We start from the raw sequence: 21,496 nt of genomic DNA, 5'->3' as shown, positions 1-21,496 counted from the left end.
GGCCATCCCCGCGCGTGCGGGGAGCAGACTCCCTGACCTGCGGATCTATTGGGCGGGAGCACCGTTTCTGACCACTTTCACAGAGTCCGGCATAACCACCTCAACGATCACACGTCAGGCATACGCGGCAAGGGTACGCCAACGCTCCTGGCCTCTGTGCCCCTTCGCCGCCGCACGCGCCGTCTCGCCCTACCAACCTCACCACGCCCCAGCGCCCCGCAATATCCCTTCATCCGAGAGCCGGCCACAAGCGGGAACAGTTCACGCATCCGGGAAGCCCGCCTGGACGGAAACTACTGCGGCTGGCGTAGAACAGGCGACGCTTCGCATGCGGGTCCACCTCCAGGGCACCGGGCGCATACCTGACGTAACGGTTCTTATTTGGGGAGGCTGCTGTGATGGCGAATGTGAAGTCCCGGAAGTCCAAGGCGGCGGCGTACGGGGTGGCGGGCTTACTGGCCGTTGCCGCGCTCGCCGGGTGCGGGTCGGACGACAAGGGCGACTCCGCGAACGACTCGAAGCCCTCCAGGGCGGGCAAGACTGCCGACACGTCGCCCTCGCAGGTCGTGCAGGCGACCAACAAGAACACCACCGAGGCCGGGTCCGCGCGCGTGAAGATCACGACCTCGGTCAGCGCCGAAGGTCAGAGCCAGACGATCACCGGCTCCGGCGTCATGGACTTCGAGGATGGGGAGAGCAAGCTGACCATGGAGCAGTCGGGTCAGCGGCTGGAGCAGCGGGTGGTGGACAAGATGATCTACCAGAAGCCGCCGAAGGGCGAGGGCGGCCTGCCCGGGGGCAAGAGCTGGATGAAGATCGACATGGAGAAGCTGCGTACCTCCGGGGCCGCCGGAAGCAGCCAGGTGAGCGATCCGACCAACTCGTTCGCCTACTCCAAGGCACTGTCCGAGAAGGACGTGAAGAAGGTCGGCACGGAGAGCCTGGGTGGTGTCGAGACGACGCACTACAAGGTCAGCCTGGACATCGACAAGCTCGCCAAGGGCGACGCCGCACAGGCTCGGAAACTGCGCGAACAACTCGGCAAGACGGTGCCGGTGGACCTGTGGGTCGACGGCAAGGGGCTGATGCGCCGCCAGCAAATCGAGATGACCGCGCAGCCGGCCGGGGGCGCGAAGGACTCCGGTTCAGCGAACCGGGGCAAGGCGAAGGTCGTCATGGACTTCAGCGACTTCGGAACCGATGTCGATGTCGACGCACCCGCCGCCGGGGACACGGTCGACGTGACGGACAAGGTCGTCAAGCAGGCGGGCGGCCAGCAGTCCTGACCGACGCGCCGCGGCCCGGCGGGAGGCGTGGCCGTCGTCGGGCCATCCCCGCGGGCGCGGGGAGCAGGCTCGCGTGGCGGTAAGCCGTTCCAGGAGGTCGGGACCATCCCAGCGTGCGCGGGGAGCAGGACTGGGCTCTGGAAGAGAACCGCGTGATGCGGGAACCATCCCCGCGTGCGCGGGGAGCAGAACATGTACTTGAGCGCCGCGGAGATCGCCTTGGGACCATCCCCGCATGCGCGGGGAGCAGTGCGTGGTGCCCATGGCCGGGGGCTGCGTCGCGGGGCCATCCCCGCGTGCGCGGGGAGCGGGATGTGACCTGACCGGACCCCAGGATGGTGGCGGGACCATCCCCGCGTGCGCGGGGAGCGGAGCTTGCAGCGCAGGATCGCGACCGGGCCGGTGGGACCATCCCCGCGTGCGCGGGGAGCGGATCAGCCACAGGTTCTCCGGCAGCACCGTGGGGGGACCATCCCCGCGTGCGCGGGGAGCGGGGACTCACGGGCTGAAGGAACAGGCTCGGCAGGGGACCATCCCCGCGTGCGCGGGGAGCGATCCGTCGGGCGATGACCCACTCGGGGAGGGGGGGACCATCCCCGCGTGCGCGGGGAGCGGTTGACCAGCCCGGTCGTCTTGGGCAGCAGCCCGGGACCATCCCCGCGTGCGCGGGGAGCGGGCGGCTTCTGCTTCTTCGTGGCCGGCTGCCCCGGGACCATCCCCGCGTGCGCGGGGAGCGGACCTGAGCGCCCCCGATGCGGCCCGAGCGCACGGGACCATCCCCGCGTGCGCGGGGAGCGGATGTTGTTCGAGGTCGACGGGGTGTGGCACGAGGGACCATCCCCGCGTGCGCGGGGAGCGGACTGCGTGACCTGCGGGTTTGTCTCGGGTGAGTGGCGTTTCTGACTACTTTCGCGCACTCCGGCATAACCGCCTCAATGACCCCACAGCTGGCATACACACCACACCCTAGGCCAACTGCCCGACACCGTAGGCCCGTTCTCGCCGAGCGCCGACCCTCATACCCACTCCCCCACCTCATCCAGCCAAACCCTCTCCCCCTCCCCCCGCGCCGTCACCCCGAACCGCCCCCACCCCGGCCTCCCCCGCTCCGCCCACCACGCGTACGCCCCCTCCACCTCGTCCCACAACCGCCGCCGCCCCCACTGCCACACGCGGCTCACCGTCTCCCCATCGTCCACCAGCACACACGCCCAGGACCGGTCCTTCCTGCCGTAGAACCAGTGGGGCTGTGTGCCGCGCACCTTCTCGGCGGCGATGTACGTGCAGGCGGGGACGCGGAGGCCCAGCGCGAAGATCAGCGGGCTGAAGCGGTCGGTCGTGGCCAGGGCCTTCGCGGCGTCGGATGTGGTCGTCGCTGCCGGAGCGGACGGGAGTCCCGACGCGTACGACTCGTGGTCGATCGGGGCCGACCGGTGCGCCCTCAGCTTCATGAACTCCACCGGGCCCGTGAACCTGCCCGTTGCGCTCTTCCCCGTCGCGTCCACCGTCAACCGCAGCACCGCGTCGGCATGGGTGAAGCCCGTACTCCAGGGCGCCACGATCACACCCCCGGGTCGCGTCTGCTCCACCCACGCATACGGGATCTCGCGGACTCCGCACGTGGCGATCACTCTGTCGAACACGCCCCGTCCCGGCGCACCCGCGCGCCCGTCGCCGTGGACCACCTCCACCGGGGCGCCGAAAAAGTGGTCCAGGGCCTCGCGCGCCCGGTTCGCCACCGCCTCGTCCACCTCCACGCTGACGACGTTCTCCTCGCCCACCTTGTGGGCCAGCAGCGCCGCGTTCCAGCCCGTCCCCGTACCGATTTCGAGGACGCGGCAATAGTCGTCCACCGCGAGCTCGTCCAGCATCCGGAAGACGACGCTCGGCATCGAGGCCGACGACGTCGGCAGCCGGCCCGGTACGCGGCCGGCGTGCTCCCCGTCGTCCCACTGCGTCACGATCGGCACATCCGCGTTCGCGTACCCGCGCCACGCCTGCGCGTTCTCCGTCCGCGACACGTGGGCCGTCCTCCCGGTCGCCATGTCGTACGGCCAGATCGTGTCCGGCAGGAACGCCTGCCTGGGCACCCGCGCATACGCGTCCACCCAGTGCGCCTTCAGCACGCCGTCTGTCGTGAGCGCGTACGCCACGTCCTCGCGCGTTGCGTGCACGCTCACCGTCTGCTCGCTCATGCTGCTGCCACGCCCTTCGGCGCATTCGGGAGCCCGGACAGGCCGCCCCGCTCGCCCGGCCGTGCCGCCACGCCGTTCGTCGTTCCGTTCATGGCCTCGTTCACCCTGTTCCGCCTCTCTCGCGTTACGTGTCGTCGTCCTTGCGCCCGCGCCGTCACAGGCGGTACTTCGCGTGCATCGCGTTCGTCTCCCGTACGCGTACGCGGATGTCGACCGGCGATGCCCCGGGCCTCTGCGAGCTGTCCGGGCAGATGGGCGCCCCGCACCGGCAGGGCGGGAACGCCGCGAGCGACGCGTAACGCGAGATGTCCGGGTCCCGCCGCAGCTCGCGGCTCGGGGGGCCTTCGTCGTCGGTCCGGGTGGGGAGAGGGCCGGGGGCCGGCGCGGTTCGATGCTCTTCGATAGGCACGTTTACGTGTCCCTTCGTAGCGCTTTCACTACCAGGAGCGCCCAGAGTGGCTTAGCCTCGCCGGAACAGCAACGTGGCAACGTAGCGTCAAGGGAGGGCACGTTGGCCAACATCAAAGAGCTGAATCCGAACGCCTCACCACAGGCCGCTTACGGCGCGCGTCTACGAAAAATGCGCGAGTCGCGCGGCTGGATTCAGGATCACTTTGCCTCGGTAGTCGGATGCAGCGGACGCCATGTCTCGGCAATCGAAACCGGCCGCAAACCTGCAACTCTGATGTTTTCGCGTAAGGCTGATGCTGTGTTTGGCCTGGCAGGCACGTCCGAGTCCTTCGAGCGTGAATGGCGCAAGCTCAAGCGCGGCAGCATGCTGGAGGGCTTCCCCGAATACGTGGGATACGAGGGCCGGGCCGTGGAGATTCGGCTCTTCCAGGTCTCCCTCATCCCCGGCCTGATGCAAACCCCGGAGTACGCACGCGCCTTGAACCACAGTTACGTACAGCGCGGTTCCGTCACCGCGGAACAGGCCGAAGAGCGCGTGTCACTGGTGTTGAAGCGGCAGGCCACACTGGTGAGGCAGCGACCGCCAGTGCTCTTCGTCATCGTGGACGAGAGTTGCCTCCTCCAAGCGGTTGGTGGCCCGCAGGTCATGAACAGGCAGCTGGAACGGCTGGAAGAACTGGCAACGCTCCCCAACTGGTTCATTCATGTGGCGCCGTTCTCCCTGGGGGAAAGACGGGCATTTCACCTGCCCGTCAACCTGCTCACTCTCCCTGATCGATCCGTCGTCGCGTACGCCGAATCCGAAGCACAGGGACACGTGGAACGCGAAACATCACTCGTGGTGCCCATGCTTACCGCTTACCATCAACTTCAGGGGGAGTCGCTGTCACAGGCAGCGTCAGTGGCTTTGATCAACCGGTTACGTAAGGGTGCCCCGTGATTTCCGACTCTCCGTACGAGTGAGAACTTGGTGGGCTCGAATGGCGGCGGGCACATCGGGGTCGCCGTCGTCCCTGCCCTCTACGACCGGGGCCGTTCCGATCCGTGACTCCAAGCGTGCCGCCGACGGCCCGAGGCTGCCGGTCCGCACCGAGGCTTTCTCGTCGTTCGTGGAAGGTGTAGGGACCGGAGAGTCGAGACGGTCCGGGCGACCTACCCGCCCCTGTTACGAGGCCGCGCCACCGCTGCCACGCGGCGGTGGGCGGCGTACGAGGACGACAAAGGCGCTCCCGCTCAGGCCAGGCCCTTGTGCATGACAATGCACGGCCGGCCGTGGGCCAGGTCCTGGCGCCGGTCGATCTCCCGCCAACCGAGGAAGCCCCAGAAGGCCTGGGCGTCCGGGTTGTTCTCGAGTACGGCGAGCCGGACGCCGCTCCTCCCCTCGGCCCGGAACCGCTCCTCGACCAGCCCGGCGAGGCGCCGCCCCAGCCCCGCACGGCGGCTGTGGCCATCCACCATGAGCAGCCCGATCCAGGGCAGGCCGTCCTTCGGATGCCGGTCGAGCAGACAGACGATCCCCGCGAGACGCCCTTCCCCATCCCGCGCAAGCAACACCTCGCCGCCCTCCGTGCCGGCTTCCCCTCTGAGATCAGCCTCAACATTCGCCGCCTGGATGTCGTCGGGGTCGTACTCACCCGCCGCGCGCCAGTACGCCGGGTTGCTTGCGTAGAGGGCGACGACCTCGCGGATCTCCTCGGCCGTGAAGGCGAGGGGGCGGAGGACGAGGGGTGCGGGGTGGGCCCCTGAACGGGCAGACATGGGGGCCAGGCTACGTGGCGGCGGCTGCCCTGTGGCGTGGCCTCGGGGGGCTTACGAATCGCTGCGCGCTTCCCCGCAGGCGCGGGAAGCAGCAGGTGAAGCGGCGCAGCAGGCCGGGCAGTGGGGGACATCCCCAACGCGCGGGGAGCAGAATCGCCGTGCCGGTCGCCGCGAGGATCGCGCGGGACCATCCCCGTACGCGCGGGGAGCAAGGTGCTGGTCACCTCGTGCCCGTGGAAGGGCGCAGGACCATCCCCACACACACGGGGAGCAGGGCTGGAAAGACGGTCCGTCGCCACGACGCTGGGGGCCATTCCCGCACGCGCGGGGAGCAGCCCTTGAGCCAGCTGCCCATACCCTTGATGCCAGGACCATCCCCGCACGCGCGGGGAGCACCGGGCCCGGGTGACCGCGAACACGTCCGGCTTGGGACCATCCCCGCACGCGCAGGGAGCACGAGGCCAACCGGCTGTTGGAGAAGGGAGCCCCGGGACCATCCCCGCACGCGCGGGGAGCACGTCCGGGGACAGCGACCCCGCCATCCCTGACCGGCACCGTCCCCGCACGCGCGAGGAGCACCGAGCACGTTCGGCGCTGGCCGTGTGAAGCAGGGACCATCCCCGCACGCGCGGGGAGCACTCCTGGCGACGATCTCGCACCAGACGAACGGCGGGACCATCCCCGCACGCGCGGGGAGCACTTGCTGGCGCGGGACTTCGCGATGGCTGCCCCGGGACCATCCCCGCACGCGCGGGGAGCACAGCGGCCGGTGTCGGGGCCCCTGCCCCGGGGCGGGACCATCCCCTCACGCGCGGGGAGCACGCGCCGTGGCCGTTGGCGACGCTCACCGATCCGGGACCATCCCCGCACGCGCGGGGAGCACGGGGCCAGACTGGCGGCATGAATCACCCCATGGGGACCTTCCCCGCACGCGCGGGGAGCACTTCCCGACAGTGGGGTCTACCCAGCCTCCAACGGGACCATCCCCGCACGCGCGGGGAGCACGTAGAGATCGGGCCAAAGGTCAGCGTCGCCGAGGGACCATCCCCGCACGCGCGGGGAGCACCCGTCAAGGGGTCCTCGCCTCGGATGCGGGGCGGGACCATCCCCGCACGCGCGGGGAGCACGTCAAGCGGCCCCTCGCCAAGGGCATTGCCCAGGGACCATCCCCGCACGCGCGGGGAGCACTCTTCGTGACCTGCGGCGTTGTCTCGCGTCGGCGTGGTTTCCGACCACTTTCGCTCACTCCGGCATAACCGCCTCAACGTCCACACAGTCCGCATACGCCGCAAGCGTAGGCCAACACCCGCGCCCACACCCCCCGTTCACAGGACCCCGCCACCTCGCCCCCTCACCCCTCCACCCCCACCCGGTACACCACCTTCCCCTCCACCACCTGGAAGCCCAGCGCCCCGTAGAACCCCAGCGCCCGCGCGTTGTCCGTGTCCCCCATCCACTCCATCCGGCTGCACCCCGGGCGGGCCGACGCCACCGCGCGGAGTTCTGCCATCAGGTGGGCGCCCACGCCCCCTCCCCGCCACGGTTCACTCACGTACAGCTCCTTCAGGAACAGCGCATGGGTCGTCCCCCTCGCCGGCCAGAGGAACGAGTACGCGGCCATCCCCGCGAGGGTGCCGTCGCCCGGGTCCGCGAGCAGCACCTGCGCGAGCGGGACCGGGGCGAACAGGGACTCCTCGATCTGGGCGCGGCGTTCCGCCAGGGGCTGGATGTCCGTGGCCCCGTAGAAGCGTTCGATCTCCTCGATCAGGGTCGCGAGGGACGGGACGTCATCGCGGCGGGCGGGGCGGACCGTCATCGGCATCGGCATCGGCATCGGGCGTCTCCCTCGGCATCGTCACACGCGGCGCACGCATGTCCGCGCGCCGCGTGTGACGATGCCGCCCATGGGCTTCCACCTCAACTGCGTACTCACGCTCGACGCGCACGCGTTGCCGCTCTACGACCTGGTGATCCCCGGTGGGTCCGCCTACGCGCCCCGCACCGGCGACCCCGCCCTGCCGGAGGGCTGGGTGCTGCCCGCCCCCTGGGAGCTGGCGCACGCCGTCAGCGGGCTCGGATACGACCCGCGGGGGCTCACGCCGCCCGCGCTGGACGCCTGGCGCGAGGCGGCGGGCGTGCCCGCGATGCCCGATCCGCTGGACGCGTTCGACGACACCGAACTCCTGCTGGGGTCGTTCCTCAGCCTCGCCGCGCCCGTCGTCGTCATCAGCGACAGCACCTTCGGCGGGGAGCTTCTCCACGAGTACGCGGCCGCCTTCCGCGAGGGCCGGCTCGTCGCGGCCTGTGGCACCGACCCGGACGAGGGCCAGGCGTTCCGGCTGGACGGCGGGGTCTTCCGGGCCGCCGACCCCACCTCGGTCTCGCCCGTCACCGAGTGCGCCGGGCAGCTCCACGACGGGCTGCGCGGCGCCGACTTCTTCCGCGGGTACCTCCCCCGCAACGCCAACCACGAGGGGCGGCGCCACCGCGAGCCGTGGGCCGGGCCGGTGCCGTACGTCCGTCCCGGCTGGCGGCCCCACTTCCCGGTGCTGAGCCGGGCCTGGCCGCCCGGTGCGATGGCCCCCGGCACTCGGGTCGTCGTCGTACGCGACGAGGGGTGGGACGGGCCGTGGCAGGCCGTCGAGTTCGCCGGGACCGTCGACGCCCTGGACGTGCCCGAACCCAACGGCCATCCCCAGGCGCACGAAGGGGAGTTCGTGTACTGGGTCGCCTTCGACTCGTCGCAGCACACCAGCGACGGGGACGGGCCGTTCCGCAAGGCCCAGGTCTGGGGGCGGCATTTGAGGGTCGAGCCGTGATCCGCCCGCGTAAGGTGCCCGGATGATCGTGATTCCGGAGGAGTTCGCGCGGACCACCGTCGCACGCGAAGGCGACGCCGGGGCGCGTTGGATCGCGGAACTGCCCGCCCTTGTCGCCGACTTGGCCGATGCCTGGGCCTGCGCACCCGACGGCGACGTCAGGCACGGCGGCGTCGGGGTCATCGTCCCCGTACGCCGCGACGGCACGCCTCCCGCCGTGCTCAAGGTCTCCTTCCCGCACCCCGGCAACGACCACGAGCCCGACGCGTTCGTCGCCTGGGGCGGGCGCGGGGCCGTCGCGCTGTACGAGCGGGACGACGCCCGGTACGCGATGCTGCTGGAGCGGGTCTCGCCGGTGACGCTCGCCGAGGCGGCCGACGGGGACGAGGTGGTGGCCGTCGCCGCGGGGCTCGGGCGGCGGCTCGCCGTGCCCGCGCCCGAGGGGCTGCCCCGGCTCAGTGAGCGGGCCGGGGAGTGGGAGGACGGGCTGCGCAGGGACGACGCCGAGCTCGCGCACGCCCTGCCGCGCCCCGTGCTGGACGCCGCCCTCGCCACCGTGCGGGAGTTGGGGCGTCAGCAGCCCGACACGCTCGTCCACGGCGACCTCCACGGGCGGAACATCCTGCGGGCCGAGCGTGAGCCTTGGCTCGCCGTCGATCCCAAGGGATACGCGGGTGATCCGGCGTACGACGTCGGGGCACTGATGAAGTCGCACGCGTACGCCCTCGCGGGAGCGGGAGCGGGAGCGGGAGCGGGACCGGGACCGGGCACGGGACCAGGCACGGGACCAGGCACGGGACCAGGCACGGGCGCGGGGCCGGCCGCCCCCGACCTCCGCAGCGCCGTGCACCGCATCGTGGACGTGTACGCCGACGCCGCCGGGCTGGAACGTGAACGGGTGCGGCGGTGGGCGCAGTTGCACGCCGTGCAGGCGGCGTTCTGGGCGCGGCGGCACGGGTTCCGGGTCGCCCGCGGCGGGCCCGAGCTGGAGTGGATCACCGCTTTCGCGGACCGGCTGGCGGAGTTGCTGACCGAGCGGCCCGGAGGGCCTTCGGTGCGCTGAGCCGGTCACCACCTCCGGGAACCCGGTCACCACCTCGCGGAACAGGGCCGTCGATCGCCGGGCTCGATGAGCGGGCCGCCCCCACCTCGGGGGGCCTCGGGAGCCGGCCGCCTACATGCGCGTGGCGAGGTCCTCGTCCGTGATCGGCCGGACCACCCGGCACGGCGTGCCCACCGCGACGGTCATCGGAGGAATGTCGCGGCTCACGACGCTGCCCGCGCCGATGACCGAGCCGTAGCCGATGCGGACGCCCGGCAGGACGACCACGTTGCTGCCGATCCACACCTTGTCCTCGATGACGATCGGCTCCGAGAAGCGGCCGAAATCCGCCCGGCGCGCGGGGTGCACCGGGTGGCCCGTCGTCGTCAGGGTCACGCTGGGGGCGATCATGACGTCGTCGCCGATGCGGATCTCCACGTCGTCCACGAACGTCAGGTTCACGTTGCCGAAGAAGTCGTCCCCGATGCGCACGTTGCTGCCGAACGCGGCGTGGAACGGCGCCTGGAGGACCGTGCGTTCGCCCACCGAGGCGAAGATCTCGGTCAGCAGCGCACGCCGCCCCGCCGTGTCGCCCGGGGGCGTCCGGTTGTATGCGAAGATCTCGTCCGCGCGGCGGGCCGGGGCCAGGAAGGCCGCCTCGGTCTCCGTGTAGACGAGCCCCTTGGCGATCCGGGCCCGTATCTCGTTCCGGTCGGTTTCAGCCATCGTGCGGTGTCCCCTTCGTCGGGTGCCCCAGCCCGGTGAGCCGGAGCGTGTATTCCGCGGCGATCGCCGTATTCGGCGCCGCCGCCCTCGCGGCCTCGTACATCCGCGCCGCCTCCTCCGTACGGCCGAGGCGGCGCAGCGCGTCCGCCCGCACGGCGGGGAAGGCGTGGTGGCCGGCGAGTTCCTTGGGCGTTCCCAGCGCGTCGACGGCCTCCAGCTGGGCCTGCGGTCCGTCCCGCATGCCCACGGCCACCGCGCGGTTGAGGGCCACGACCGGGTTGGCGCGCAGGGCGAGGAGGCGGTCGTACAGGGCGACGACGGCCGCCCAGTCGGTGGCGGCGGCGTCCGGTGCCAGGGCGTGCTGGGCGGCGATCGCCGCCTGGAGCGCGTAGGGGCCGCCCGCCGCAAGCGCCTCGCCGGCCAGCGCGGCGCCCTCGGTGATCAGCGCGCGGTCCCACAGCGAGCGGTCCTGGTGCTCCATCCTGATCAGGCCGCCGTCCGCGCCGAGCCGGGCGGCGCGGCGGGAATGCTGGAGCAGGAGCAGGGCCAGCAGGCCGCGTGCCTCCGGCTCGTCCGGGGCCTCGGCCACGACGAGGCGGGCCAGGCGGATGGCCTCCTCGGCCGGCTGGTCGCGGATGACGCTGCCGTCGCTGGGCGTGTACCCCTCGGTGAAGATCAGGTAGAGCACGGCAAGGACCCCGCCGAGGCGTTCGGCGCGTGCACCGGGTGGCGGCACCCGGTACGGGATGCCCGCGGCGGCGATCTTCCGCTTGGCGCGCAGGACGCGCTGCGACACGGTGTCCTCAGCCACCAGGAACGCGCGGGCGATCTCACGCGTGGTGAGGCCGCCGACCGCGCGCAGGGTGAGGGCCACCCGGGCTTCGAGCGGGAGCGCGGGGTGGCAGCAGGTGAAGATCAGCCTCAGCCGCTCGTCGCCGGGCGGCGCCGGTTCGTAGCCCTCCTCCAGCGCCGCCGCCTCGGCGACCTTGTCGCGCTCCGTCGTACGGCGGCGCAGTACGTCCACGGCGCGGCGCCGGGCGGCGGTCACCAGCCACGCCCCCGGGCTGCGCGGCACTCCGTCGCGCTCCCAGGCCGGCAGGGCGCGGGCGAAGGCGTCCTGCGCGCAGTCCTCGGCCAGCTCCCAGTCACCGGTGAGACGGACGAGCGTGCCGAACACGACGCCCCACTCGGCGCGGTGGGAGGCCGCCAGCGCCGCGCGGACGGCCGCAGGCGCGGTCTCGCCGGCGGCCCCCTCCCCCGCACTCACCCGAAGTCCCGCCAGAACTCGCGCAGTTCCACGAGCCCCGACCGGGCCATCGGGCACCGCCCCACGTACTCCAGCGCCTGCTCCCGGTCCCCGTCGACGAAGACGATGCCCGTGACCCACTCCGCCGTGTCCGTGTACCCCTCGTCCGTGATGAGGAGTTCGCCCCCGCGCCGCCGTACGAGCGTGGCGTCCTCGACCGGGCTCAGGTGCTCGCCGCCCAGGTAGCGGCCGGACGCCAGGCCGTCCTGAATCCACGCGGCCACCGCGGCCGGGTCCACGGGGTACGGCGGCGCGGCCGGGTCGGTGCGCATGATGGCGAGGAAACGGCAGGCGGGGGCGTCGCCCTCGTGCGGGACGTTGTCCGTGCCCGTGCCGTGGTCGAGCGGTTCGACGGGGCGGATCTCGATGCGGCCGGCGGTCGCCATCGGATGCGAGGCGGCCACCTCGATCGCCTCGTCCAGGTCGGCGGCCTCCAGCAGGTCGTACCCGGCGATCCACTCGGCCGTCTCGGCGAACGGGCCGTCGGTGACCAGGACCTCGCTCCCGCGGGCCCGGACCGTACTCGTCTCCTCGACGGGCTTGAGCGGCATGCCCTCCAGCCGGACGCCGCGCCCGTTCCACTTCTCGACCCACGCCTCCGGGTTCTCGTCGGTGCGCTCCCCGGCGGGGTCCGTGGCGATGAACAACACGTACTTCATGAGCATTCTCCCAGCTGCCGTGCCGAACGATTCATGAAGACGACGAACGGTGTCCACCGGATCCGACAGCCCGACGAGAAAAAAAATCGAAGCCGGCACCGGCCAAGCGGAGTCGTCCGATCTATTGACGTGCTCCTGACCGAATGGCTTCATGGGTCCACTCGGGTGTGGGAGCGCTCCCACACCCGTGGTCCGCCCCCTTCTCCCCCTCTGGAGCCGCAGTGAGAACAGCGAGACATCCGGCTGAGCGTCCCGCCGCCGTCATCCTCACCGTCCTGGCCACCCTGCTCGGATTCCTCTCCCTCGGCGCCCTCGCCCCCGCGCAGGCCGCGACCGCCGCCGGTACCGGGCTGCACATCAGCGACGGCCGGCTGGTCGAGGGCAACGGCAACGACTTCATCATGCGCGGCGTCAACCACGCGCACACCTGGTACCCCGGCGAAACCCAGTCGCTGGCCGACATCAAGGCGACCGGCGCCAACACCGTCCGCGTCGTACTGTCCGACGGCTACCGCTGGAGCAGGAACGGGCCGGACGACGTCGCCGCCGTCATCGCCCAGTGCAAGGCGAACCGGCTCATCTGCGTCCTGGAGGTGCACGACACCACCGGATACGGCGAGGACTCCGCCGCCGGCACGCTGGACCACGCGGCCGACTACTGGATCTCCCTGAAGGACGTCCTCCAGGGCCAGGAGGACTACGTCGTCATCAACATCGGCAACGAGCCCTGGGGCAACACCGACCCGGCCGGCTGGACCGCCCCCACCACTGCCGCGATCAAGAAACTGCGCGCCGCCGGCTTCGCGCACACGATCATGGTGGACGCGCCCAACTGGGGCCAGGACTGGCAGAACGTCATGCGGGACAACGCCCAGGCGGTGTACGACGCCGACACCACCGGGAACCTGCTCTTCTCGATCCACATGTACAGCGTCTACAACACCGCCCAGAAGGTCACCGACTACCTGAACACCTTCGTGGACGCCGGACTGCCCCTGGTCATCGGTGAGTTCGGCGGTCCCGCCGACCAGTACGGCGACCCGGACGAGGACACGATGATGTCCGAGGCGCAGCGGCTCGGACTCGGCTGGATCGCCTGGTCGTGGAGCGGCAACACCGACCCGGTCCTCGACCTGACCATCGGCTTCGACCCGGCACAGCTCAGCCCCTGGGGCGAGCGCATCTTCCACGGCGCGAACGGCATCGCGCAGACCTCCCACGAGGCCACGGTCTACGGCGGCGCCACCGAGGAGGACACCGAGGCGCCGACCGCCCCGGGCACCCCGGCCGCCTCCGCCGTAACCGACACCTCCGCCACGCTGACCTGGGCCGCGTCCTCCGACAACGTTGCCGTCGCGGGCTACGACGTCGTGCGCGTCAGCGGCGGTACGGAGACCGGGGTCGCCTCGTCGGCCACGACGGGCGTCACCGTGACGGGGCTCGCCGCCGACACCGCGTACTCCTTCGCGGTCTACGCCCGGGACGCGGCCGGCAACCGTTCGGCGCGGTCGGCCGCGGTGAGCGTGACCACGGACAAGGGCGCGACCACGCCGGCGGGCAGCTGCTCGGTCGGCTACAAGGTGGTCGGCCAGTGGCCGGGCGGCTTCCAGGGCGAGATCACCATCCGCAACACGGGCACCGCCGCGATCGAGGGCTGGAAGCTCGGGTTCAGCTTCGCCAACGGGCAGACCGTCACCAACATGTGGGGCGGTACGCCCACGCAGTCCGGCGGTGCGGTGAGCGTCGCGCCGGCCTCGTACACCTCCACGATCGCCCCGAACTCCTCGGTGACCGTGGGCTTCACGGGCAGCCAGAGCGGCACGAACGCCGCCCCGGCCGCCTTCACCCTCAGCGGCGCGGCCTGCGCCGCCGTGTGATCCGGCGCCGGCCGGCGGGGGCCCGCGCCCCGGCCGCCCGGTCCCGGCGACTCAGCCGGTGACCCCGGCACGCCGGTACGTCAGATAGGCCGCTCCGCTCCCCAGGACCGTGTGGTCCGTGAGCGTCCAGGCGGCCGGTTCGAACGCCGCCTGCCGGCCGAACAGCGGGATGCCCGCGCCGATCGTCGTCGGGCTGAGCTTCAGGATCAGCGCGTCGATCTCCGCGTAGAGCGAGGCGGCCAGCTCGCCGCCGCCGACGAGCCAGATGTCCTTGCCGTCCTCCCGCTTCAACTCCCGTACGCGCGCGACCGGATCGCCCGCGACGAGCTCCACGGCCGGGTCGGGGCTCTCGCCCAGGGTGCGGGAGAACACCAGGTGCCGCAGATGCGGGTAGGCGTCCGTGAGCCCGGCGTCGAGGCCGATCTCGTACGAGCGCCTGCCCTCCACCACCGTGTCGAAGCGGGTGCCCTCCGCCGTCACCCCGAGCGCGGCGCGCGCCGGGCCGGGCAGGGTCTCCGGGTACTCCGCGATCAGGTGCTTCAGGTAGTCCTCCGGGATGGGCCAGAAACCGTCCGGACCGCTGGGGTCGGAGCCGTCGGGGCCGGCGATGAAGCCGTCGAGGGTGGCGGCGATGAAGTACACCAGCTTGCGCACGTGGAGCCTTTCGTCCGGGGGCGGCCGTCCGGTACGCGGGGGCCGTCGGCCGTTCATGATCGGACGGGCGCCCCTGGCAGGCAACGGGAATGACGGCTTCCGGGCACGGCTCGGGAACCGTCCAGCGCCGGGGCGATCACCGCGAACGCCCGGTCCGTGAGGTCCGCCGGGCTCTCCGCGGAGCCGTCGGCGCTCCACCGGCGCAGGAGGGCGTCGAAGGCGTTCAGCGCCATGCCCGCCGCCTGCCTCGGGTAGAGGTCCGCCTCGGCGTCCCGCCCCAGCCGCTCGGCCGGCTCCCGCGCGAGGCCGTCGCACCACCGCGCCCGGCGCTCCGGGAAGCAGGCCGGCAGCGCGGGTGTGCGCAGGATCAGCCGCACGACGCGCAACGCGCGGCCGCGCACTCAGGCCACTCGCCCAGACGCCCGGCCGGGGGCACTGCCCCAGCTGTTCGCAGCGACCGAACCGGGCGTGGCGGGAGGCGAGTTCATCGGGCCGGACGGAAGGGGCGAGCTGCGCGGCGCACCCACCCGGGTGGAGCTGTCAGCCGGGGCGGCCGACGCCGCCACGGGACGGCGGCTGTGGGAGGTGTCGGAGGCGGCCACGGGCGTGCGGTCCGCGTTTCCCCCGTCCGGCTGAACCCACGTGGTCCCACGACTCCGCAGGGGCCCGGGATTTGGATAGGGTGCCGTGTCTACAGCAGGGCTCTCCGGGGGAGTTACGAGTACATGAGCGGTCAGCAGCCACCCAGAGGCGGCGCCTCACAGGTCTTCCAGCCCCTCGCGGCTGACGACCCCACCACCATCGCCGGTTACCGACTGGCCGCCAAGCTCGGCGCGGGCGGCATGGGCAAGGTCTACCTGTCGTACACGCCCGGCGGGCGGCCCGTCGCGATCAAGGTGATCCGGCCGGAGTTCGGCGAGGACGCGGAGTTCCGGCGGCGGTTCGCGCAGGAGGTGCAGTCCGCGCAGCGGGTGCAGGGGCTGTTCACCGCGCCCGTCATCGACGCCGACACCCAGGGCGCGCAGCCGTGGCTCGCCACCGCCTACGTGCCGGGCCCCTCGCTCGCCGACGCGGTCGTGGAGCACGGCGCGCTGCCCGTCGAGGCGGTGCTGCTGCTGATCGCGGGCATGGCCGAGGCGCTGCACGTCATCCACGGGGCGGGCATCGTCCACCGCGACCTCAAGCCGTCGAACGTGCTGCTCGCGGCGGACGGGCCGCGCGTCATCGACTTCGGTATCGCGTACGCGGCCGACGCGACGTCGCTCACGGGGAGCGGGGTCACGATCGGCACCCCGTCGTTCATGGCGCCGGAGCAGGCCGCCGGGCGCAAGGTCACCGCCGCGACGGACATCTTCGCGCTCGGCCAGGTCGCGGTGTTCGCGGCGGCCGGGACACCCGCGTTCGGCGAGGGGACCTCGCACGGGGTGCTCTACCGGATCGTGCACGAGGAGCCGGACCTCACGGGCGTGCCGGAGCGGCTGACGGAGCTCGTGGGACGCTGCCTGGCGAAGGACCCGCAGGACCGGCCTTCGGTCGCCGAGGTGATCCGGCTCTGCCAGACCGCGAACGCGGAGACGGTGCTGCGGCGGCCCGAGGACTGGCTGCCCAAGCCGGTCGCCGCCGACATCACCGTACGGGCCGCCGCGCCGGCGCCCGTGCAGACGCCGCCGCCGCCGTCGGCCGCCCCGGCCACGCCGCCGGTGGCCGCCGCGCCCGCCGCCTACTCGCCCACGACGCCGGCGCCGAGCACCCCGCCGCCGGGGTACGGACCGCCGGTCACGCCCGCGCCCGGTCAGGGGCCGGCGCCGGTGGGGCAGGGGGCGTACGGTGCGCCCTCGGCGCCTTCCGGGCCGACCCCGGCGTACGGGTACCCGGCCGCCCAGCAGCCTTCGTACGGGTACCCGGGGCCGGGGCCCGCGTACCCCGGCGCGCCGCAGCCGCACGTCACGCAGCCGGTGCCGCAGACGCCCGCGCCCAGGAAGCGGCGGGGACGGGTGGCCGCCCTGGCGGTCGCCGCCGTGCTGCTGTTCGCCCTCGGTGGCGGGGGTACGGCGTATTTCCTGCTGAAGGACAACGGCAAGGACGAGAAGGGCGGTACGGCGGCCCAGGACAAGAATCCGCCGGTGCCGCAGGTGAGTGCGAAGCCCAGCACGGATCCCACCGAGGGAGGCGTCGAGGAGGGCACGGAGAAGCCGGAGGGGCAGACCCCGACCTCCGACCCGACGCCGGAGGACTTCACCGGGATCAACCTCACCCAGGGGTACCACCTCACATTCGGCGACGCCGAGGTGCGGCCGCAGGAGGGTGAGGACGAGGGGTACGAGCTGACGTACGACTCCGGCGGGTACCTGGAGGCGGAGAGCGAGGGCGGCAAGCTGATCCTGCTCGACCCGGGGCAGGCCGGGTCGCTGGACGTGTGCCGGGCGGAGACGCGGTTCGCGAACGACATCGGGATCAGCAAGCTGTCCAAGGGGCGGCAGCTGTGCGTGACCACGGGGACCGGGCACATGGGGCTGGTGACGTATCAGGGGCACTCGCCGGAGGATTCGCCGAGTGACTACGTCACGATCGATGTGACGGTCTGGCGGAACGCGATGCGGTAGGGGCGCCTGCGGCGGGGTGGGCTCGGGGCTCTGCCCCGGCCCCCCGCCCTCAGGCGCCGGCGGGGCTACCTCGCGCCCGTGATCAGCCGCTGGAGCGCCGGGGCGTACAGGTCCGCGATGCGCTCCGGGGTCGCCGCCGCACCGGCACCCTCCCGGTGCAGGCTGAGCGTCGCGCCCAGGCCCAGCAGATGGCCCGCCAGGAGCTCGGCGCGCAGGGCGCGGTCCTCGCCGGGGAGACGGGCGGTGAGCGCGTCCGTGACCTGTTCGTGGAAGCGGTCGCGGAGCAGGGAGCGTTCGTCCTGGTTGCCCAGGGAGAAGACGACGCGGAGCAGCGGGTCCGACTGGAGCGCGCGGCGGCGGGTGACCAGGGTGACCACCATGTGGCGGCCCAGCACGTCGAGCGGGGCGTCGAAGAGCTCCGCGGCGGCCGGCCCGAAGTCGGCCACCGTGTTGAACAGCTCCTCCTTGCGGCCGAAGTGCTTGACCACCAGGGACGGGCTCACCCCGGCGTCCGCCGCGATCCCCCTGATCGTCACCTCCGCGTACGGGCGCTGCGTGAACGCCCGCCGGGCGGCGCGCAGGATGGCGTCCCGGCCCGTGCCGGTGTCCGTGGCCGGGGTCGCGGCGATGGCCTGCCCGCCGGTCATGCGCCCTCCTGGATTCCCGCCGGCCGCGCACCCCCCGTCGGGGTGACCGGCGCCGTGCGGCTCTCCTCGACCGTACCCGCCCCGGCGGGCTTGCGGCCCGGCAGCATGAGCGTGACCAGCAGGGCCAGCAGCGCCGCGCCCGCCGCGATGACGAAGACCAGCTGGTACGCGTGCAGGGTCGGCGCGGTCCGGCCCCCCGCCCGGAAGGTGAGGTTGGCCAGGACGGCGGCCACCGTGGCGCTGCAGAACGCCTGGCCGATCGAGCGCATCAGGGTGTTCAGGCCGTTCGCCGCGCCGGTCTCGCTGACCGGGACCCCGCGCATGACGAGGGCGGGCAGCGCCGAGTACGCGATCGCCGTGCCGGAGGCGACGACGGTGGCGCCCGCGACGATGAGCCACAGGCTGTGGCTGGTGAAGTACCGCACCCCGTAGCCGGCCGCGATGATCCCCGCCGCCAGGGCCAGGCTGACCTTGGGGCCGTGCTTGGCGGAGATCCGGGCGGACACCGGCGAGAGCGCCACCATCGCGACCCCGCCCGGCAGCAGGCACAGACCGCTGACGACGAGCGAGGCGCCGAGCCCGTAACCGGTCGCCTTCGGCTCCTGCACCATCTGGGCGGTGACCAGGGAGTTGGCGTAGAAGGCGAAGCCGATGAGCAGGGCCGCGACGTTGGTGAGCAGGACGGCCGGGCGGGCGGAGATCCGCAGGTCGACCATCGGCGACGCGACGCGGAGCTCGTACGCCCCCCAGACCAGCGCCACCACGACGGCCGCCCCGAGCAGGCCGATCGTCCGGCCGGAGGTCCAGCCCCAGTCGCCGCCCTGCGTCACCGCGAGCAGCAGGCAGACCAGCGCGCCGGACAGGCCGAGGGCGCCGAGCGCGTCGAAGCGGCCGCGGCTGCGGAGCGGCGACTCGGGTACGAAGGCGAGGACGAGCGCGATGTCGATCAGGCCGATGACGCCGGAGACCCAGAACATCGTGTGCCAGTCGAAGTTCTCCACCACGAGCGCGGCGATCGGCAGGCCCACCGCGGCGCCGATGCCGAGGGTGGAGCTCATCAGCGCGACGGCCGACAGCACGCGCTCGGGCGGCAGTTCGTCGCGCAGGATGCTGATGCCCAGCGGTACGACGGCGATCGCGGCGCCCTGGAGCGCGCGGCCGGTGATCAGCACGCCGATGTGGGAGCTGATCCCGCAGAGCACCGAGCCCACCACGAGCACCGCGAGCGAGGCGACGAGCACCCGCCGCTTGCCGTACATGTCGCCGACCCGGCCGAGCACGGGCGTGAACACCGCGCCGGTGAGCAGCGTGACGGTGACCAGCCAGCTCGCGGCGGCCGGGGTGGCGCCGGTCAGCTCGGGGATGTGCGGGAGCAGGGGCACGACGATCGTCTGCATGACCGCGACGACGACCCCGCAGAAGGCCAGCACGCCCACCGCGAAGCGCGGATGCGGGGCCTGGGCCGCGGCGGCCGTGGGGTCGGCGGGGGCGGGTATGTCCGCGGGCATGGCTCTCCGTTGTCGGCTCGGCGGCGAGTGAGGGGTGTACGCGTGTTCACCTCCAGGGTAAACGCCTGTGCACCCCCTCGTCGCCGGGAGGGCGGAAGCGCGGGTTAGCCTCGGTTCGGGCGCCGGTGCGGCGCCGGGCGCGGGGCGCGTACGAGCGCGCCGGGCGCACACCCATGACGTGGACGAAGGCGGAGGTGACCGCGATGGCGAAGGTGCCGGCAGCGGCGGTGGCGGCGGGCGGACTGGTCGGCGGTTACGCCGTCGCGCGGTGGACCCGCAAGCGTGCGCTGGGCGGGGTCGCGCTCGCGGCGGCGGGCGGCGTCGCCGCGTACGACTGGAACCGGCAGGCGGGCCCGCGCGCGGCCGTCGCGCTGACCACCGCGTACGTGGCCGCGTTCGCGGGTTCGCACCCGCTGGCCAAGAAGGTCGGCGCCTGGCCCGCCGTGTTCACCGTGGCGGGCACGGTCGCCGCCGCGTCCTGGGCGGTCACCCGCCGGGCGTCCTGAGGCGGGGCGCGGCGACGGGCCGGACCGGGCCCGCACGGCCCGCCCGCCCACGCCCCGGGGCCCCGCCTCACGCGGCCCCGCCCCGGGGTCCCCTCACCCCCACAGCGCCCACGACACCGTGTGGATCGCCAGCCCCGCCAGCGCCCCCACCACCGTGCCGTTGATGCGGATGAACTGCAGGTCGCGGCCGATGTGGGCCTCGATCTTGCGGGACGTCTGGTCCGCGTCCCAGCCGGCCACCGTGTCGCTGATCAGCGACGTGATCTCCGTCCGGTACGTCGTCACGACGTACGCCGCCGCGTCCTCCAGCCACCCCTCCAGCTTCCCCTGGAGCCGTTCGTCCGTGGCCAGCCGGGCGCCCAGCGACATCAGTGAGGCCCGGGCGCGCAGCCGCAGCTCGCTCTGCTCGTCCTCCGCAGCCGCGATCACCATCGCGCGCACCGACGCCCAGGCGGAGGCGATGACGTCCTGGACCTCACCGCGCCCCAGGATCTCCGCCTTCAGACGTTCCACCCGGTCCCGGGTCTCCGAATCGGTCTGGAGGTCGGCCGCGAAGTCCGCGAGGAACGTGTCGATGGAGCCGCGCGCCGGGTGCCCCGGCATGTCCCGCATCTCCGTGACGAAGCGCAGGAGCTCCTTGTAGACCCGCTCCCCCACCCGCTTGTCCACGAACCGGGGCGTCCAGCCCGGCGCCCCGCCCTGCACCGCGTCCATCACCGAGTCGCCGTGCAGCACGAGCCAGTCGTGGGCGCGGGTGCAGACCAGGTCGACCAGCTTGCGGTGGCCGCCGTCCGCGACGACCTTCTCCAGCATCCGGCCGAGACCGGGACCGACCTCCACCGCGTTCGCCCGCCGGGTGATCGCCTCGCCGACCACGGCCTGGACGTCCGCGTCCCGCAGGACCGTGAGCGCCCCGCGCAGCGCGGTCGCCAGCTCGGCCGTGACCCGGTCCGCGTGGGCCGGCTCCGCGAGCCACGCCCCGACCCGGCCACCGATGCCCAGCGAGTGAATCCGGTCACGTACGACGTCCCCGGAGAGAAAGTTCTCGCCCACGAAGGAACCGAGGGAGGCCCCGAGCTGGTCCTTCTTGTTGGGAATGATGGCGGTGTGCGGAATCGGCAGACCGAGCGGACGCTTGAAGAGGGCCGTGACGGCGAACCAGTCCGCCAGCGCACCCACCATGCCCGCCTCGGCGGCCGCCGCGACGAAGCCCGGCCAGCCGCTCACCCCCTCGCTCTTCGCCCAGGTGGCGAGGACGTACACCAGCGCGACCAGCAGAAGGAGGCCGGTGGCCGTGGTCTTCATTCGGCGTACGCCACGACGCTTCTCCTCGTCCGCCGCGGTGTACGCGAACGAGGCGAGCCCCCCGGGCCGCGCCCTGCCACCGGGCCCCGGAGGCAGCTCTCCCCGCTCGGTCCGCCCGGTTCCGTCGATCCGTTCCATCCGCTCCACCCGTCCACGTACGCACAGCCCCAAGCGTCCGCTACGCATTGTGCCTA

Annotated in this window: 18 protein-coding genes, 2 pseudogenes and 2 CRISPR repeat arrays (1 of these 22 cut by a window edge); of the genes and pseudogenes, 9 read left to right on the top strand and 11 right to left on the bottom strand. The window is 72.6% G+C overall.

The window, feature by feature from the left end:
• A CRISPR array of direct repeats spans positions 1-27; the repeat unit is 29 nt; it reaches 674 nt to the left of the window's first position.
• Between the two features lie 371 nt (positions 28-398).
• On the top strand, positions 399-1,286 hold the full coding sequence (locus ACN6LM_RS19625; RefSeq protein ID WP_445066684.1) for a hypothetical protein: 888 nt from the start codon (positions 399-401) through the stop codon (positions 1,284-1,286).
• 38 nt (positions 1,287-1,324) lie between these two features.
• Positions 1,325-2,145: direct repeats of the CRISPR family, unit length 29 nt; unit sequence GGGACCATCCCCGCGTGCGCGGGGAGCGG.
• 157 nt (positions 2,146-2,302) lie between these two features.
• Here ACN6LM_RS19625 and ACN6LM_RS19620 read toward each other — a convergent pair.
• On the bottom strand, positions 2,303-3,481 hold the full coding sequence (locus ACN6LM_RS19620; RefSeq protein ID WP_445066683.1) for a methyltransferase domain-containing protein: 1,179 nt from the start codon (positions 3,479-3,481) through the stop codon (positions 2,303-2,305).
• A gap of 511 nt (positions 3,482-3,992) precedes the next feature.
• Here ACN6LM_RS19620 and ACN6LM_RS19615 point away from each other — a divergent pair.
• Together ACN6LM_RS19615 and ACN6LM_RS19610 are read left to right on the top strand one after the other, a co-directional pair.
• Positions 3,993-4,832 carry a helix-turn-helix domain-containing protein gene (locus ACN6LM_RS19615; RefSeq protein ID WP_445066682.1) on the top strand — a complete coding sequence of 280 codons (840 nt, stop codon included), beginning with the start codon at positions 3,993-3,995 and terminating at the stop codon, positions 4,830-4,832.
• A 40-nt stretch (positions 4,833-4,872) separates the two neighbouring features.
• Positions 4,873-5,148 (top strand): DUF397 domain-containing protein, encoded by a 276-nt coding sequence (locus ACN6LM_RS19610; protein WP_445066681.1) that lies wholly within the window; start codon positions 4,873-4,875, stop codon positions 5,146-5,148.
• Here ACN6LM_RS19610 and ACN6LM_RS19605 read toward each other — a convergent pair.
• Together ACN6LM_RS19605 and ACN6LM_RS19600 are read right to left on the bottom strand one after the other, a co-directional pair.
• Positions 5,126-5,650 (bottom strand): GNAT family N-acetyltransferase, encoded by a 525-nt coding sequence (locus tag ACN6LM_RS19605; protein WP_445066680.1) that lies wholly within the window; start codon positions 5,648-5,650, stop codon positions 5,126-5,128. The two genes, ACN6LM_RS19610 and ACN6LM_RS19605, sit on opposite strands and share 23 nt — an antisense overlap.
• Before the next feature lie 1,351 nt (positions 5,651-7,001).
• Positions 7,002-7,484, bottom strand: coding sequence for a GNAT family N-acetyltransferase (locus tag ACN6LM_RS19600; protein ID WP_445066679.1), 483 nt, complete (start codon positions 7,482-7,484; stop codon positions 7,002-7,004).
• A 70-nt stretch (positions 7,485-7,554) separates the two neighbouring features.
• On the opposite strand from ACN6LM_RS19600, the gene ACN6LM_RS19595 reads away from it, so the two are divergent.
• Positions 7,555-8,469 carry a hypothetical protein gene (locus ACN6LM_RS19595; RefSeq protein WP_445066678.1) on the top strand — a complete coding sequence of 305 codons (915 nt, stop codon included), beginning with the start codon at positions 7,555-7,557 and terminating at the stop codon, positions 8,467-8,469.
• A gap of 22 nt (positions 8,470-8,491) precedes the next feature.
• Complete coding sequence (locus ACN6LM_RS19590; RefSeq protein ID WP_445066677.1) at positions 8,492-9,532, top strand: aminoglycoside phosphotransferase family protein; 1,041 nt, start codon at positions 8,492-8,494, stop codon at positions 9,530-9,532.
• Positions 9,533-9,643: 111 nt separating this feature from the next.
• On the opposite strand, the gene ACN6LM_RS19585 is transcribed toward ACN6LM_RS19590, so the two are convergent.
• The 3 genes from ACN6LM_RS19585 to ACN6LM_RS19575 are packed head-to-tail and all read right to left on the bottom strand — an operon-like array spanning position 9,644 to position 12,202.
• On the bottom strand, positions 9,644-10,237 hold the full coding sequence (locus ACN6LM_RS19585; RefSeq protein WP_445066676.1) for a sugar O-acetyltransferase: 594 nt from the start codon (positions 10,235-10,237) through the stop codon (positions 9,644-9,646).
• Entirely contained in the window at positions 10,230-11,504 is a 1,275-nt protein-coding gene (locus tag ACN6LM_RS19580) for an RNA polymerase sigma factor (protein WP_445066675.1), read from the bottom strand. The genes ACN6LM_RS19585 and ACN6LM_RS19580 overlap by 8 nt, the downstream gene beginning before the upstream one ends.
• Positions 11,501-12,202, bottom strand: a complete 702-nt coding sequence (locus ACN6LM_RS19575) for a YciI family protein (RefSeq protein WP_445066674.1) — start codon at positions 12,200-12,202, stop codon at positions 11,501-11,503. Before ACN6LM_RS19575 ends, ACN6LM_RS19580 begins: the two co-directional genes overlap by 4 nt.
• Before the next feature lie 221 nt (positions 12,203-12,423).
• Between ACN6LM_RS19575 and ACN6LM_RS19570 the strand changes: the two genes are divergently transcribed.
• A complete protein-coding gene (locus ACN6LM_RS19570) occupies positions 12,424-14,079 on the top strand; it encodes a cellulase family glycosylhydrolase (RefSeq protein WP_445066673.1) in 1,656 nt (551 codons plus the stop codon).
• Between the two features lie 51 nt (positions 14,080-14,130).
• Here ACN6LM_RS19570 and ACN6LM_RS19565 read toward each other — a convergent pair whose 3' ends face one another.
• Complete coding sequence (locus ACN6LM_RS19565) at positions 14,131-14,733, bottom strand: dihydrofolate reductase family protein (RefSeq protein WP_445066672.1); 603 nt, start codon at positions 14,731-14,733, stop codon at positions 14,131-14,133.
• Between the two features lie 53 nt (positions 14,734-14,786).
• Positions 14,787-15,125, bottom strand: a pseudogene (locus tag ACN6LM_RS19560) (acyl-CoA-like ligand-binding transcription factor); the annotation flags it as partial.
• On the opposite strand from ACN6LM_RS19560, the pseudogene ACN6LM_RS19555 reads away from it, so the two are divergent.
• Together ACN6LM_RS19555 and ACN6LM_RS19550 are read left to right on the top strand one after the other, a co-directional pair.
• Positions 15,125-15,369: pseudogene (locus ACN6LM_RS19555) on the top strand (short-chain dehydrogenase); the annotation flags it as partial. The pseudogenes ACN6LM_RS19560 and ACN6LM_RS19555 overlap by 1 nt on opposite strands.
• An 89-nt stretch (positions 15,370-15,458) precedes the next feature.
• Positions 15,459-17,336, top strand: a complete 1,878-nt coding sequence (locus tag ACN6LM_RS19550; RefSeq protein ID WP_445066671.1) for a protein kinase domain-containing protein — start codon at positions 15,459-15,461, stop codon at positions 17,334-17,336.
• A 65-nt stretch (positions 17,337-17,401) separates the two neighbouring features.
• On the opposite strand, the gene ACN6LM_RS19545 is transcribed toward ACN6LM_RS19550, so the two are convergent.
• Together ACN6LM_RS19545 and ACN6LM_RS19540 are read right to left on the bottom strand one after the other, a co-directional pair.
• Complete coding sequence (locus ACN6LM_RS19545) at positions 17,402-17,983, bottom strand: TetR/AcrR family transcriptional regulator (protein ID WP_445066670.1); 582 nt, start codon at positions 17,981-17,983, stop codon at positions 17,402-17,404.
• The gene (locus ACN6LM_RS19540) at positions 17,980-19,491 is read right to left on the bottom strand and encodes an MFS transporter (protein ID WP_445066669.1); all 1,512 of its coding nucleotides are present in this window, start codon (positions 19,489-19,491) and stop codon (positions 17,980-17,982) included. The genes ACN6LM_RS19545 and ACN6LM_RS19540 overlap by 4 nt, the downstream gene beginning before the upstream one ends.
• A gap of 173 nt (positions 19,492-19,664) precedes the next feature.
• Between ACN6LM_RS19540 and ACN6LM_RS19535 the strand changes: the two genes are divergently transcribed.
• On the top strand, positions 19,665-19,997 hold the full coding sequence (locus ACN6LM_RS19535) for a hypothetical protein (RefSeq protein ID WP_445066668.1): 333 nt from the start codon (positions 19,665-19,667) through the stop codon (positions 19,995-19,997).
• 93 nt (positions 19,998-20,090) lie between these two features.
• Here ACN6LM_RS19535 and ACN6LM_RS19530 read toward each other — a convergent pair whose 3' ends face one another.
• Positions 20,091-21,440, bottom strand: coding sequence for a DUF445 domain-containing protein (locus tag ACN6LM_RS19530; protein WP_445066667.1), 1,350 nt, complete (start codon positions 21,438-21,440; stop codon positions 20,091-20,093).
• Positions 21,441-21,496: the final 56 nt, after the last annotated feature.

Source organism: Streptomyces sp. SAS_281, assembly GCF_052542855.1.
Note: the sequence above shows the minus strand (reverse complement) of the source record. Positions and strands in the feature narration are given on the sequence as shown.